Here is a 14,769-nt window from a genome sequence, read left to right on the forward strand (position 1 = left end):
CTCCTTCTGCTAAGGTCATCCAACCGACGTATTTTGAAGCAATGAAATTTCCCTCATCGGCTCTTTCAACCGATCGTATAAGCTTAAATATAGCGGCAATAGTCTTTGGTATAGTTGATGATTCATCAAATCAGGTACATAGAGGCTGCCCTCATCCATCTTCCACCTGAGCAGCGGGCCTTCGCAACCTCCCATGGCGTATAATCCCAGCTGAGCGGCTCCGAGTCCCGAGCTTTCGACGGATACGGGCACGCTTACCGGTACCCCCAGCATATCGGCCAGCATCTGGCACCATAAAGCTGAGCGCGCAAAACCTCCGGATGCCCGAACCTCCTTAGGCTTTTCCCCAGCTTGCTTCATTAAAGCAACGATAGCCGTAATTTGGAACATGACCCCTTCCATTGCAGCGCGAAGCATATCCGTTTCATTGTGCGAGAGCGTCAGTCCGAACATAACCCCCTTCGCCTGCGCATCCCAGAAAGGAGCCCGTTCACCCGATAAAAGCGGCAGAAAGAGCAGTCCATTAGCTCCCGCAGGGACAGCTGCAGCAAGCGGAAGAATCTCTTCAATCGCTTTGCCCGGGTATAGCCGATCCGCAATCCATTTCGCTACGATAGCGCCATTGTTGGAAGGCCCGCCAACAATCCAATGGTTACTCGTCAAAGCGTAGCAAAACAGCCGCCCAGCCGGATCGAAGGCGGGCTGACTTACGGCGGATCGTACCGCCCCGCTTGTGCCAATCGTTACGGCGAGCACGCCTTCCTCCACAGCTCCGATACCGAGATTGGCAAGCACACCGTCCTGCGCGCCGACGATAAATGCGGTATTTGCGGAAAGTCCCATTCGCTCGGCAGCTTCAGGCTTCAACCCATTCAATCGTTCCGTAGTTGGAACTAGTCTTGGCAACTGCTCCTCGCGGATCCCTGCCAGAAGCAGCGCTTCCTTGTCCCATGCCAACGTCTCCAAGTTAAACAATCCAGTTGCGCTCGCCAGAGAATGATCCATAACCATAACACCGAACAGCTTATTTAAAATATATTCCTTAATGCCAACGAAATGGCTTGCAGAATAAAAAAGTTCTGGACGCTCTTCCCTCATCCAGATCAGCTTGACGAGCGGCGACATCGGGTGGATCGGCGTTCCCGTCCGCGAATATATCGGCAAGCCGGTGCCGTCTGCGAGCAATCGCTCAGCCTGAACGGCGGCGCGCAGGTCTGCCCATGTAATGCTTGGAGTAAGCGGAAGCCCGCTGGCATCCAGCAGAATCAAGCTGTGATTGGCGGAGCTGAACGCAGCGCAAACTACATTTTCAGCCGAATAATCGCCTTTCCTCATAATGCTCTCTACACCTTCCAGTACAGCCTCATAGATCACATCCGGGTCCTGTTCGGCATAACCTGGACTTGGCGTATGCAGCGGATATTCGATCGACTCGCTGCCTTGAATGTTTCCTGCAAGATCGACGGCCAGCGTCTTCGTGCTTGTCGTACCGATATCAATTGCGATAACAATTTTGGGATCCGCATTCATTTCGGCAAATATCCTTCCTCGTCGAACGTCCACTCGTAAGGTCCTTCCAATATTTCAATGCGCGGATTGATCTTTGCTTCCTCAAGCAGCGCTGCCGAAATTTCAATCGTTCCAAGGTGGAGCGTATCGCGGATGCGGACAAGCTTGCACGCGGTATAATCCAAAATGTTGCAGGTTTTGATAGCCGCCTTAATGGCATCACGGTCATTCGCAAGCGTAGTCGCCTGCTTCGTTGGCGCACAGACCGTTGATGTAAGCCCATTTGCATAGGTGCTCGGCCAATCCGTCTTGCCAACCAGCCTGCTCGTCGTGAAATCGGCCGTGCCTACGCCGTTGGCATTCCCTTGGGATTCCGGCGTAAGATCAAGAACAACCATCTTATTGACCTCCGGGCCTCCATGCGCATACGGTGTAGGGTATCTTCCCGTAATATTCGGATCGGCTCCATCGCCGCTGATGTTCTTGCCGATATAATCGATCACGAGCACGTCAAGCTCCGTAAAAAGAATTTGGGGAAGGCGGCTTTTCGCTTCGATGAGCAGCTCCTTTTCCCTTTCTTCCATAATATCCGTACCAAGAACCTCGATCCGGCAAATCTGGTCATAAGCATTCTCGACGACCGCCACGCCGAACTTAATCGGGAGCTTCTCGATCATAACCTTCGCCATTGCAGGTACATTCTCAGCCATATACTTAAACCCAAGCTGATGGCACGCTTCCGCTCCCTTTTGCTTGCCTAGCCCGATCGAAATCATTTTGAACATCCCGCTTTCAATCGCCCCGCGAAAAGCGGTATGCGGCTTAATGCGGTTGATGACGACGATTGCGTCCGCCTCCGTCGCAGCGATTTTGTCACAATAAACCGGCAAGTCGTTCGGCAGACGCTCTAGCAGAACGACTTCCATCGATGAGCGCACGGGACAGCCCATTCTCTGCTCGTCAATGCCCAGATGGGCAAGCACCTCCGTCTGCCCTTCCGCTGTCGCTCCTCCATGGCTTCCCATGCATGGCACGATGAATGGCTCTGCGCCGATTCTCTTCAGCTCGTCGATCACCGTCTTCGTCAATTCATCGATTCGGGAAATGCCCCGGCTTCCGACGGCGACCGCAACCTTATGACCGGTTGCAATGCCAGCCATCGATTCGGATGCTTGCAGCCGTGCGGAGAGATGTTCAAGCGGATCTTCTAGAATCGTGTCGTCAAATGATTGGCGAATCTTCACAAGCTTGGGAAGCGGTATGTTTTCAACTAACTGTGTTAAAATATCGCTCATATCGTCATCGCTCCAAATCCGCCGTCTACCCGCAGAAAAGCACCGGTTACAAACGATGATGCGCGCGGTGAGGCTAAGTATACAACCGCTCCCTTGAGCTCTTCGGGAGCTCCGAAACGATCCATCGGGGTATGCCGCATAATCGATTCAATTCGATCCGGAGATAAAATCTTTTTATTTTGCTCAGCAGGGAAAAAGCCTGGAATAATGGCATTGACTCTTATATTGTGCGGGGCCAATTCGCGTGCCAAAAATTGTGTGACGCTGTTGACTCCCGCTTTGGATGCCGAATAAGTGAACACCCGAGAAAGCGCCGGAGCGGACGATACCGATGAAATATTAATGATGGAGCCGCCGCTCCCCTGTTCAACCATTCTTTTTCCGAATACTTGGCTTGCCAGCACGACGCTCTTTAAGTTAACGTCCATAATCCGGTCCCATTCATCCATCTCTAGTTCAAAAAAAGGCGTCGTGCTGTTCGTTCCCGAGGCGTTGACTAGCGTATCCACGCGTCCTCCCCATTGCAGCACTTGCTCGAGTACCGATTCCAGCTCGTTTTTCTTAGTCGCATCCGCTTGGAAGGATCTAGCTGAACCGCCGCTTCGTTCTATTTGCTCGCACACCAATGCGGCCTTCGCCATATCCCGGCCAACGACAGCAACCTTTGATCCCGCTTCGGCGAGTGCAGATGCCATGGCACTTCCCAGTACGCCATTGCCACCGATCACAACTGACACCGTTTCCTGTAAATTAAACATAAGCAAACCACTCCCACCCCAAATTAACAACGTTGTTATTTTCATCATATCCGAATATTCCTTACCTGTCTATACGAAATGTTTACCGCTTTCATTTGCAAAATAGACATTCTGTGATAAAGTGAACGACATAATTGAGTGCGTGCATATGTGCCTTCCGGAGGGAATTCATGGTAACGATTAAAGATATTGCAGACCGGGCCGGCGTTAGCTTCTCCACTGTCTCGAAGGCGCTGCGAGATAGCCCGCTCGTCCAGAACAAAACAAAGCAGCATATTCTTGCCATCGCAAAGGAAATGGGCTATCAACCCAACATCGCAGCCCGAAGTCTCGTCTCTCGTAGAAGCGGGGCGATCGGCGTCGTATGGCCATCCATCGAACGCGCCGCGCTTTCCTCCCTCATTACCAAAATTAATGAACAGCTTGAGAACTTTGGCTACATCACCTTGCTATCGATCAGCAATTTGGAATCGGCGGTTGAAATTTTTCGCCGCTACCAAGTAGACGCCATTCTCGTCTTCGGAGACCAGGATCGCATTTCCAGCTTCAACCATTTAAATCCGCTGCAAATCCCGATTCTTACTTACGGCGCTGCCGGATATACGCCTTACTCCGCGGTTGACGTAAACCGGGGTCAAGCGGTTCGCCTTGCCGTTCGTCACTTGGCGGGGCTCGGTCACAAGCAGATCGCGTATATCGGGGAACCGCAGTCGCATGATCCTTTGCAGACGGTCAAGATCGAAGCTTTCCGGGAGGAAATAGACTCTCTAGGGCTGCCAGCCTCGGATGACGCAGTGCTTCAGATGAACGGCTTGGAGTTTCACGACGGTTACATTGCCGCGCGAACGATGCTTGAGCGTACGCCTCGACCAACAGCTGTAATTAGCGGCGGCATCGATTTGACTCGCGGCATCCTTCGGGCGATAGGCGAGCATGGGCTTCGCGTCCCGCAGGATATTTCCGTTGTCAGCTACGACAACCTGCCCCAAATGGAAGACATCGGCGTTCCTATGACCGTGGTAGGCGTAGCCATCGCGACGATCACATCGGTTATCGCAGCTACCATTCTTGAACTTATAGATAAACCGGAATCGCTCAAAATCGTCTACTTGGAACCGGAGCTTGTCGTTCGTGCTTCTACTTGCAAGCTGCAAGGCGGCCAAGTTGAATGAAATATGAGCGCGCACAAGCGAATAAATAGGTATAAATAAAGGAAAAAGGCCCTACTGTCATCTGCACAGAAGAGCCTTTGCTCGTTTTTTAAGCTCCGTCCCGATCACTTTGTCCGAAATATTTTCCGATATTCACGAGGCGCGAGGTTAAACCTTCGTTTAAAGGACCGCTCGAAATTCGGTATCGTATTAAAGCCCGAGGCATAACAGATTTCCGTGATCGGCAGCAGCGTGCTGCAGAGCAGCGCCCTAGCGAACTGCAGCCTTTTCTCTTGCAGATGCACTTGGAAAGATGTCCCCGTCTGCTTCCGAAAGCACTCGCTAAAATAATTCGCAGACAGACCAACATGCTCAGGCTGAAATAGCCGGAACCGAAGGCGTCGTCATGACGAACAGCTTGAAGAGCAGCTCGCTTCAAATCCACAAGCATCCTTCCGGAGTGTCGGCCCCTGCTGTATCCATCCCAGAAAGCCCTGCATTCAAAAGTCCATATGCTCTTGAGCTCGAGCATTTTATCCGCTGTATTCGTGATGGATCAGAAGCAATCGTAACCGCGAGCGATGCGTATAAAGCGCTTGAATTGGCGCATGCTGCGCTTGAGAGCGCACGTACCGGCAAACCTGTTCAACTCTAATAGCGAGGAGGAAAAAAATGAAGAAGCTTAAAGTGGGTATGATCAGCTTTGCGCATGGCCATGCATATTCCTATTTCGAAGCATTAAGGAGATTGCCCGAAGTTGAGCTCGCAGGCATTGCCGATCCGGTAGAAAGCAGAGTCAGCGCTCTCGTAGCCGAGCATCATCTTCCTTATTACAGCGATTATCATCAGTTGCTTGATCAAGAGATAGATGCCGTCGTCATTTGCTCAGAAAATGTTCATCATGCCGAGATTACTATCGAGGCTGCCAATAGAGGAAAGCATGTGCTATGCAAAAAGCCGCTGGGCATTCAAACAGATGAAATGCATGCGATGATTAAAGCTTGCCGCGACAATCAGGTACAGTTGATGACCGCCTTCCCCTGTCGATATTTAGCTGCGGTTGTACAAGCGAAGAAAGCGATTGAACGAGGAGAAATCGGCAGCATCGTCGCAATTAAAGGAACGAATCGGGGGACTGCGCCAGGCGGCTGGTTCGTTGATCCCAAGCTCTCCGGAGGCGGCGCTTTGCTGGATCATACTGTCCAAGTCAATGAGGTGTACAGCCGGCAAGCCGGCAAAGGACAATGGAACTATTGGGGAGACAACATGGATTTCCATATGATTCAAGCATTTGTCCAAGCTATCCATAGCGGTCAACCCGTCCCGATTACAGGCGAAGACGGCTTGCGTTCAACGAATGTTGCCCTTGCAGGGTATCGATCGATAGAACTAAAGCAGCCGGTTGCACTATAAAATTTTACGGTAAGAGGGTTCGATAAACAACCAGCCTTGATATTGTACTCCAACACGTTCATACCATTTCCCCTCCCCTCCCGTTCACTAGTCTAACAAACTATAAGATATGTTATCGTAACAAACATACAAACATAGTTCTACCAGCAAACATAACTTATAGAGAGCTCAACTTAATAGGAGGTGGATTGAACGATGTTCACTCAAACGAGTACAATTCTAGTGCTTTTTATTTTATTAATAATTCTCGCTTGTAACTGCGGCTTAATTAGCCGTAATGATCGACATGATGACAAAAAAGATGACAAAAAAGATGAGAAAAAAGACGACAAAAAAGACGATAAGCTCCATTTCGGCTTCTATGGCAGATGCTGCTGAACATTTATAGTTAGCTTCCTAAGAGACCCATCGATGGGTCTCTTTGCTGTTTAAAGAGCTGCCATCATTTTAAATATTCATAGGCAAATCACATAGATTAAAAGTCTCCGTAACAAGTATCCAGTCATTGAACGACATCCATGCATATTTTACAGTGTAGTCAAAAAGTATTATTCAAGATTATGGAGAAAGGAAAGTGATTTGAAGTGAAAAGAATAAAAAAAGCCCGTACAAGCGCAATTTTACCTGCTGCAACTGAGCCTTTAAATGACATTAACACAGGAGAAGATTCTCTAACAGCGCCTATATCAATAGGTGAAAGATCGATGTTTGCCCGAGTCGGCGGTTTTGACGGAATCATGTCTATGATGGGGAAGGTTCAACAATTTTTCGGCATGTTCCAGCAGATGCGGCCGGCGATCAAGATGGTCGGTTCATTTTTGGGACCAAAAGCTTTTTTAAGCAACGTACCTAGTAGAAAACCAAGCATGAAAAGAAAAAATGTCGAACTACGATCAAGAGCAGCAGCTTCACGCAATAGCACGAAACGAAAACGGAGCACGCGTCGATAATAAAAATGAATGAAAAGTAGATAACAAGGATGCAATCTCAGAGCAAACATCCTGTTCCCTGAGCATCTATTTTAAATCATGCATCCTTATTTGCTTTCTCGTAATTCCCTAATAGGATACCTTAAACAGGCCCTCTGGCAGCTTCGCTTCCCATTCAACAGGCGAAGCAAGTCCGAGCGCGCGTATTACGACTTGAACACTCTTAAAATGCCGAGCATTGTTCCAAACACCGTTCCTATCTCGCGAATGGGTGCCGGATGTGACAGCGGCGCAAGATTCATAGCAAAGAGAAACAACAGGTATGATCCAGACGACAGTACCGTTCCCCATAAAATCGCTTGTAATACATAAACCGACCATTGTCTTCGTAAACATATTCCAAATGGCATGGGTCAAGCCTGAGCATAAAACAAGTATGATACCTAAGGAAATAACTTACCCCTCCTCCGATTGATTCGTATTTTTCATTTTTTATCTTACTTATCGACCTTTACAATATCAATATAAAAACAATAAAAAACAACTAAAACCACATTATAAAGTCGATAAGAAAAAACAAGCTAATGCCTCTTTACGAGGATTAGCTTGTTTCAATCAGAGAACACATTGGTTCAAGTTTGTTTAATAATGATGCTTTGGACCACCTAATAGGTTGCTCATAAGCGTTCGATGCCAATTAAATCACTTAAAGTCGATCCTGATAAGCCTCCATAATCCTGTTAAGCGCATATGTGTTCTTACAGCTCACCAAAACACATGATTCATTAGCTTTAAGAACAAATGTGTTCTTACAGCTGTCTTTTTACGTTTCTAATACGTCTATTTGCTGCTGTTAAGCGCATATGTGCGCTTAAAGCTCATCAAAACACATGATTATTAGCTTTAAGAGCAAATATGTTCTTACAGCTTGCCTGTTGAATCTGGTTTCATCTATCCCATTTAATATGGATAATATGAAAGCTAAGCCTCCAACTCCACCATCACGGTGAGTTTGGAGGCTTTTTTAAAAAGCTAGGCATGCTATGGCACCTATTTAATTAAGACTGCTTTATGCCAAAAGATATTCGGAAGCCTTATACTTCTCATAGCATTCTTGCACCACTTGCTTCACGATTTCACAGCCCTCTTCAAGCTCTTCCAACGAGATCGTTAGCGGCGGCATCAGCTTGATCACTTTATCGTCGCGACCCACCCTCTCGAGGATAAGACCAAGCTCGTAGCAGCGAGTAGCAATTTCCTTTGAAAGGTCATGCTTGCTCGCAGATACGTCAATTCCCCATATAAGACCCATCCCTCGAATTGAGATGGACTGGTCGATCGGCACAATCTCTTTGGTCAAAAACTGACGGACAAACTCCCCTTTTCGGTACACATCCGCTTCGAGATTAATAGAGTCGCCATATTCGAGCGCGGCTGTTGCCCCGACAAAAGCAAGCTGGTTGCCGCGGAATGTGCCGGTATGCTCCCCCGGATTCCAAATGTCCAGCTCCGGCTTCATGAGCACGATGGACATCGGAAGGCCGTACCCGCTGATTGATTTTGAAAGCACGACGATATCTGGAACGATGTCCGCTCTCTCGAACGAGAAAAACGGGCCCGTCCGACTGCATCCAACTTGAACCTCATCGCAAATGAGCAGGATGTCATGACGGTTGCAAAGCTCCCGCAGCTGCTTCATCCACTCTATCGGAGCTTCGTTGATTCCGCCTTCCGCCTGCAGCGTCTCGAAAATAATCGCAGCCGGCTTCTCGATACCCGAATGCCCATCCGTAAGAACCTCTTCTAGATATTGAATCGTATCAAATGAATTCATAAACCCTTGCGGAAACGGCATAAAATGGACGCGATCCAAATCCGTACCTGCAGCGCCGCGATGATATAGATTGCTGGTAGCGGCTAAGCTTCCAAGCGACATACCGTGAAATGCTCCCATGAACGAGAATATGCCGGTTCTTCCTTTTACCCTGCGTGCCAGCTTCAATGCCGCTTCAACCGCGTTGGTGCCGGTCGGTCCGCAAAATTGCACTTTGTAGGATAAATTTCTAGGCTTCAAAATAAGGTCCGAAAACCGGTTCAGAAAGATTTCCTTCGCCGAGGTGTGCATATCCAAGCCGTGGGACATGCCGTCCGATTCCAAATACGCAACGATTTTCTGTTTAATAAAGTCATTATTATGGCCATAATTCAAGGCTCCCGCTCCTGCAAAAAAATCTAGGAACGATTTTCCAGATTCGGCGTATATTCTAGAGCCCTTTGCTTTTACGAATACATCCGGGAAAGACCTGCAATAAGACCGTACATTCGATTCCATTGTCTCAAAAACGTTCATTATCCCACTCTCCTATTATGTTTTCAATAAAATACCATACAATATTTAACATACTGTCATCATTTGATTAAATAATTATGAATTAACATCTCCTTATTCATGTTAATAAAATGTTAATTTTTTTCATTAAAATAAAAACTTGTAACTCTATCAATGCGAGTATACAATATGGATGGGCTTCTGCAATAAAAGCAAGAAGACCGAAAAAGCATGTCCCTATTAAGGAGGTTTGAAATGAAAATCTTTGAAGTTTTGGTTTTATTCATTTGCATTTTTCTGATCATACGAACTCGCTTCGGCAAAAGCATAACCCGATCGACGGTTATCTCGATGACTTTACTTACAATCGTTTCCGTTGTTCTTCACCTGACGGTAAACGGGTACCGCTGGCAAATGATTCCCGCTTACGCTTTGACACTCTTTGGCATCTTCCGCATGCTGCGGCATGGAAGACATGCAGGACTATCGTTGGCACGCACGAAACTGCTGTCGGTAAAGCGGGCTATCTCTTCAACCTTGCTTGCCGTATTTATCATTATTGCCATCGCACTCCCAACGCTGCTCCCGGTATTTGGCTTCGATTCGCCAACCGGACCATATGCTGTCGGAACGGTAGAATATGCAATGGTTGATCCGAATCGACAGGAAACCAATACGGAAGATCCTAACGATCATAGGGAAGTGCTGGTTCAGATTTGGTATCCCGCCGATATCGATAAGCCTCTTCAGGGCAAAGCTCCTTATGTCAAAAATGTTCCGGTCATCGCAGCAGAAGTAAAAACCAAGCTTCAAATCCCTAAATTTTTGTTTCAATACCTTGAACTCGTCAAGACGAACTCTTATCCGAATGCTTCTGTTGCAAGCAAACAGCAGTCATACCCGCTCATCCTGTTTTCGCACGGACTGCCCGGAGCGCGGTTCTCGAATACGTTCCAATTTGAAGAGCTAGCCAGTCAAGGGTTTATCGTAGCCAGTATCGAGCATACCTACAACGCCCTTGCAACCGTTCTGCCTGACGGAAAATTCGTAACGATTGCCAACCTCCCGGGAATGACTGACATTAACGCATGGGATAGCCTTATTTCGGACATTTGGGTTAAGGATTCAACCTTCGTGCTTGATGAGCTGGAGAAGCTAAGCAATAAAGACTCGAATCATCTGTTCAGCGGCAAAATCGACTTGAACCACGTTGGGATGTTCGGTCATTCCTTCGGCGGCGCGAATGCTGCTCAAGTATTGTACTCGGACCCAAGAGTTAAGGCCGCAATCAATATGGACGGCACCTTGTTTGGCAACACGCATAAAGCCGAAGGTACGGGCAAGCCGTTTATGCTGATGGACACCAAGCCTTTTGAAATGGAGACCAACCCTGTAGCTCCAACCGAATCGCAATTGCAAGAACTGAGCATGACGCGCAAGCAATTCGATCGAATGTCCATTGAGCTCCCAATGCGAATGAAGCAAGCATTAGGCTCAGGAGCCTATGAATTATCGTTGCAGCGTACCCGTCACATGAGCTTCAGCGATTACTATTTTTGGTCTCCGGCTCTTCCCATTATGGAGAAAATGCCGCTTTCGCCAAGACGTGCGCATAAGGTTATCAATGCTTATACGGTCGCTTTTTTCCAAAAGCATTTGCTAGGTCTGGACACTCCTCTTCTTGATGCGGAGCAATCCACAGATTATCCGGAGGCAGCATTGAAGCGATACTAAGGTCACGGGAGTCAGAACGTATCTTGTTCTGGCTCCCTTTCCCTTTCATTGTTCACAAAATTACACAGCTGCATATTCCCTTTCATTGTCGAACTGATGCTTGTATAAACTCGCGTACAAGCCCCGTTGATGAATAAGCTCCTCATGGCTCCCCTTCTCGAACACCTCCCCCTGCTCCAATACGTAAATGACGCTTGCCTCTTGGATCGTTGACAATCGGTGAGCAATGACAAGCACCGTACGGTTTTTCATTAGCTGCTCCAGAGCCTGCTGCACCCAATATTCGGATTCGTTGTCGAGAGCGGAGGTCGCTTCATCGAGCAGCAGAATCGGAGAATCCTTCAGCAGCGCTCTTGCAATCGCTATTCGCTGGCGCTGCCCGCCTGAGAGCTTGGCGCCTCTCTCGCCAACCATCGTTGCATAACCGTCAGGCTGTTCCTCGATAAACTCATGCGCATAAGCAGCCTTAGCGGCGGCAACCATTTGCTCGCGTGAAGCGTCCGGCTTGCCGAGCATAATATTTTCTTCGATCGTACCTTCAAATAAATAGGCATCCTGAGGAACATACGCGATCATCCCGCGAATTTCTGCTAATGTATACGCTGAGAACGGCTTGCCGGCAATGCCGATTGCGCCGCCATCAATCGAGTAAAACCCGAGCAGCAGTTTAAATAATGTGCTTTTTCCGCTGCCGCTTGCGCCTACGATCGCTGCAACTTGCCCTTGCTGGACATTCAAATGGAATCCTGACAGCACCTGAGCACCAGTTTCATAGGAGAAGCTGACATCCTTAAACTCCAGCATCGTATCCTTGCTCAGCGTGGATTCCTCTGCGCGTTTCGGAAACCGTTCTTGCTCCGGCTCATGGTCGATCACTTCAAATACGCGCGCTGCTCCTGCAAGCGAGCTCTGCATCATGGAAACAACGCTGCCAACCTGCAGGAAAATCATCGTGACTCCCATCTCGAGCTGCACGATTGCAGCCATCGTCCCAAGCTCCAGCGCACCTTTTGCGAACATAAATATACCGACAACCAAGATGCCGCCGAAGCTTATGAAATTGATCAAGTAGTTAACAGCCTCAAGCAAACCATTGCGGTGTCCCTGCTCCAAGGAAGAAGCTTTTACCCGTTCGCTCTCTTCATTGTATTTTCCGGTAATGATGGTCTGAAGCCTGAACATCTTCACCATGTGAAGGCCGGCAAGCAAATCCGTTAAGCGTTCCGTCAATTTGCCCAGCCGCTGCTGCAGCCGGTTGCCTGTGCCGCGGAGCGGACCCGCGAAGGCCAAATTAACGGCGATGCCGGCAGCTCCAAATGCCGTTAAGGCGAGGGCAAACCGCCAATCCAGTATAAACATGGAAATAATGGAACCAAGCAGCGTAAAAGCGTCGGTTAAAATCGACTTCAGATGCTCGACGTAAATATTTTCCATCGTTTGAACGTCACTCGTTGAGCGGGAGATAAGATCTCCCGAATGCCTGGTTTCGAAATAGCTTGGAGGCAGCTCCCCGAGATGATCGTATAACCGTCTCCGCGTGTTCACCATCGTTTGCTTGACGATCTTCATATACAGATAAGAGAAAATCGGCGATAGCAGAGCAATGCCTAGAAATGCGGCGCTTACGAAAGCGATCGAATTGTAAAAAAGCTGCCGGTCGCCCTGTACCGAGAAGTCGAGTAAATTTTTGAATACGAACGCCATCATTATGGTAATGCTGCCATTAACCATGCTATCGCCAATCAAGCCGGCAAAATACAGCCTGCGACCGGAGCCAAGCAATCCGATCATTCTTGCAAGCTCAGCCTTGCTTTTCTTCAGCAGCGACTTTTCTCCAATCATCTCCGCGCTCCCTCCCCTGACGCTTGCTGCATCGCATCGCGGCTTTCAAGAGCGGCGAATTGCTTGTAGTACAGCTTCATGTAAAGGCCTCGTTGCTCCAGCAAGGACGCATGCGTTCCCCGTTCAACGATTCGACCTTGATCAAGCACCAGAACGAGATCCGCTTCTCTAATCGTGGATAGCCGATGTGCGACCACCAGCACGGTTCTATCCTTCATGACGCGCTCCAGCGCCTCCTGAACGATGGACTCCGACTGCGTATCCAAAGCGGAAGTCGCTTCATCAAGCAGCAATATCGGCGCATCCTTCAGCATTGCGCGTGCAATCGCTAGGCGCTGGCGTTCTCCGCCAGACAGCCTCGCTCCCCGCTCCCCAAGTATGGTCTCGTAGCCTTCCGGAAGCGCCTCGATAAAGGCATGAGCGCCTGCTGCTTTTGCTGCATGGATGATATCCTCACGGCTTGCTCCTGGCCTGCCGTAGCCGATATTTTCTGCAACGCTGACCGGAAACAAATAGGTATCCTGCGAGACGAGCGCGAGCTGATCGCGCAGATCAACTGGGTTCCATTCATGCAGTGGCCGCCCAAACACTCGAATGGCGCCGGACAACCGAACGCCGCTTACATCCGCATCCCCATCCGCCTCGTTCTCCAAGCCGTAAAAACCGCAAATCAGCTTTAAAATCGTACTTTTGCCGCTGCCGCTTGGGCCAACTAACGCCACGGTCTGCTTCGGATTCGCCTTGAAAGTGATGCCAGCAAGCACATCTGGCTTACTTTCATAAGCGAATGAAATGCCGTCAACCTCGATTGGTACGGCTGCCTCATCAACGGTTTGCGCCCCTCGCTCAGAGGGCTCGAGCGGCAGATCCAGTACTTCGAACAACCGCTTCGCAGCTCCCTTCACCTCTTGGATCTGGGCGGAGAGCACCGGTGCCATCGATAGCGGCTGCATCAGGAAGTTAAGCATATAGAGAAACAGCACCATGCTTCCTGCAGTCAGTTCTCCCTCTCCGATCAAATAACCGCCGTATGACACGCTGAAAATAATCGGACTCGACATAAGGAGCAGGCTGATAGGCGCAATGAATGCCCGTCTTTTCTCAACCTGCAGGCCCTTCTTAAGAACGAGCTCCATTGCAGCCTTGTACTTCACCGACATTGCCCTGAACATATTGAACGCCTTCAGCATCGGAATGCCGCCGATTGTATCCTGCGCGATCGCATTGGCCGAGCCCAAATACTGTTGAAGCTGCTCGGACATTTTGTTCATCGGAAAAATAAGGACGCTCGTAACTACGATCGCAACGGGAAGAAACAAGAGACTAAATAAAACCAGCTTCCAGCTCGTCATGAGCAGCACCGTCAGTGCACCGATAAAGACGACCGGCATGTAGAACAGATTTGCAAAATGCAGCATAAAAAATTGCTGGAGCACCGCCGTGTCATTCGTCAATCGCGATACCAAATCTCCAGAGTGCCTGCTTTCCAGCGCAGCCACCGTCGATCGCTCCAAGTGACTAACGATATCGCGGCGTATATCGCGCAAGGCGCACGCACTGAATCGGGTCAGCGCGTACTTGATCAAATAGCTCGCTGCGGCACCAATAACCGTTAATGCCGCTAGCAGCTTGAGGGTTGAGCCAAAGCTGTGTGCAAAGCTTCCCGACGCGTCCTCTACAAGCCTTTCGATGAAGAGTCCCAGCCATATATCGATGGCTGCAACCGTCAATGATGCTGCAATGCTGAGTACAATCCAAAAGCTGTAGGGCTTCATATACTTGAACAGCTTAACCAAGGGTGAGCTCCTT

At 49.0% G+C, this 14,769-nt stretch carries 12 protein-coding genes and 2 pseudogenes; 6 read left to right on the forward strand and 8 right to left on the reverse strand.

Annotation, left to right across the window (positions count from 1 at the left end):
- Positions 1 to 15 precede the first annotated feature (15 nt).
- The 3 genes from AC1TPC_RS14085 to AC1TPC_RS14095 are packed head-to-tail and all read right to left on the reverse strand — an operon-like array spanning position 16 to position 3,562.
- Positions 16 to 1,530 (reverse strand): gluconokinase, encoded by a 1,515-nt coding sequence (locus AC1TPC_RS14085; protein ID WP_482067462.1) that lies wholly within the window; start codon positions 1,528 to 1,530, stop codon positions 16 to 18.
- Positions 1,527 to 2,804 (reverse strand): nickel pincer cofactor-dependent isomerase, group 22, encoded by a 1,278-nt coding sequence (locus AC1TPC_RS14090; protein ID WP_482067463.1) that lies wholly within the window; start codon positions 2,802 to 2,804, stop codon positions 1,527 to 1,529. The genes AC1TPC_RS14085 and AC1TPC_RS14090 overlap by 4 nt, the downstream gene beginning before the upstream one ends.
- Positions 2,801 to 3,562 carry an SDR family oxidoreductase gene (locus AC1TPC_RS14095; protein WP_482067464.1) on the reverse strand — a complete coding sequence of 254 codons (762 nt, stop codon included), beginning with the start codon at positions 3,560 to 3,562 and terminating at the stop codon, positions 2,801 to 2,803. The genes AC1TPC_RS14090 and AC1TPC_RS14095 overlap by 4 nt, the downstream gene beginning before the upstream one ends.
- Positions 3,563 to 3,732: 170 nt before the next feature.
- On the opposite strand from AC1TPC_RS14095, the gene AC1TPC_RS14100 reads away from it, so the two are divergent.
- Complete coding sequence (locus tag AC1TPC_RS14100; RefSeq protein ID WP_482067465.1) at positions 3,733 to 4,734, forward strand: LacI family DNA-binding transcriptional regulator; 1,002 nt, start codon at positions 3,733 to 3,735, stop codon at positions 4,732 to 4,734.
- 104 nt (positions 4,735 to 4,838) lie between these two features.
- Here the strand turns inward: AC1TPC_RS14100 and AC1TPC_RS14105 are convergent, their stop codons facing one another.
- Positions 4,839 to 5,075 carry a helix-turn-helix domain-containing protein gene (locus AC1TPC_RS14105; protein WP_482067529.1) on the reverse strand — a complete coding sequence of 79 codons (237 nt, stop codon included), beginning with the start codon at positions 5,073 to 5,075 and terminating at the stop codon, positions 4,839 to 4,841.
- A gap of 14 nt (positions 5,076 to 5,089) precedes the next feature.
- On the opposite strand from AC1TPC_RS14105, the pseudogene AC1TPC_RS14110 reads away from it, so the two are divergent.
- The 4 genes and pseudogenes from AC1TPC_RS14110 to AC1TPC_RS14125 all read left to right on the forward strand — a co-directional run.
- Positions 5,090 to 5,368, forward strand: a pseudogene (locus AC1TPC_RS14110) (Gfo/Idh/MocA family oxidoreductase); the annotation flags it as partial.
- Positions 5,369 to 5,385: 17 nt separating this feature from the next.
- Positions 5,386 to 6,126, forward strand: a complete 741-nt coding sequence (locus AC1TPC_RS14115) for a Gfo/Idh/MocA family protein (protein ID WP_482067466.1) — start codon at positions 5,386 to 5,388, stop codon at positions 6,124 to 6,126.
- 195 nt (positions 6,127 to 6,321) lie between these two features.
- Positions 6,322 to 6,504 (forward strand): hypothetical protein, encoded by a 183-nt coding sequence (locus tag AC1TPC_RS14120; protein WP_482067467.1) that lies wholly within the window; start codon positions 6,322 to 6,324, stop codon positions 6,502 to 6,504.
- Between the two features lie 206 nt (positions 6,505 to 6,710).
- Positions 6,711 to 7,076, forward strand: coding sequence for a hypothetical protein (locus AC1TPC_RS14125; RefSeq protein ID WP_482067468.1), 366 nt, complete (start codon positions 6,711 to 6,713; stop codon positions 7,074 to 7,076).
- A gap of 206 nt (positions 7,077 to 7,282) precedes the next feature.
- Here AC1TPC_RS14125 and AC1TPC_RS14130 read toward each other — a convergent pair.
- Positions 7,283 to 7,402, reverse strand: a pseudogene (locus AC1TPC_RS14130) (DMT family transporter); the annotation flags it as partial.
- A gap of 722 nt (positions 7,403 to 8,124) precedes the next feature.
- The gene (gene ectB / locus AC1TPC_RS14135; RefSeq protein WP_482067469.1) at positions 8,125 to 9,405 is read right to left on the reverse strand and encodes a diaminobutyrate--2-oxoglutarate transaminase; all 1,281 of its coding nucleotides are present in this window, start codon (positions 9,403 to 9,405) and stop codon (positions 8,125 to 8,127) included.
- 234 nt (positions 9,406 to 9,639) lie between these two features.
- Between ectB and AC1TPC_RS14140 the strand changes: the two genes are divergently transcribed.
- The gene (locus tag AC1TPC_RS14140) at positions 9,640 to 11,118 is read left to right on the forward strand and encodes an alpha/beta hydrolase family protein (protein ID WP_482067470.1); all 1,479 of its coding nucleotides are present in this window, start codon (positions 9,640 to 9,642) and stop codon (positions 11,116 to 11,118) included.
- A gap of 60 nt (positions 11,119 to 11,178) precedes the next feature.
- Here AC1TPC_RS14140 and AC1TPC_RS14145 read toward each other — a convergent pair whose 3' ends face one another.
- Positions 11,179 to 12,960: an ABC transporter ATP-binding protein gene (locus AC1TPC_RS14145; protein ID WP_482067471.1), complete on the reverse strand. Its 1,782-nt coding sequence runs from the start codon at positions 12,958 to 12,960 to the stop codon at positions 11,179 to 11,181.
- Entirely contained in the window at positions 12,957 to 14,756 is a 1,800-nt protein-coding gene (locus AC1TPC_RS14150) for an ABC transporter ATP-binding protein (protein ID WP_482067472.1), read from the reverse strand. The genes AC1TPC_RS14145 and AC1TPC_RS14150 overlap by 4 nt, the downstream gene beginning before the upstream one ends.
- Between the last annotated feature and the right edge of the window lie 13 nt (positions 14,757 to 14,769).

The sequence above is a fragment of the Paenibacillus sp. Y280 genome (assembly GCF_056786335.1).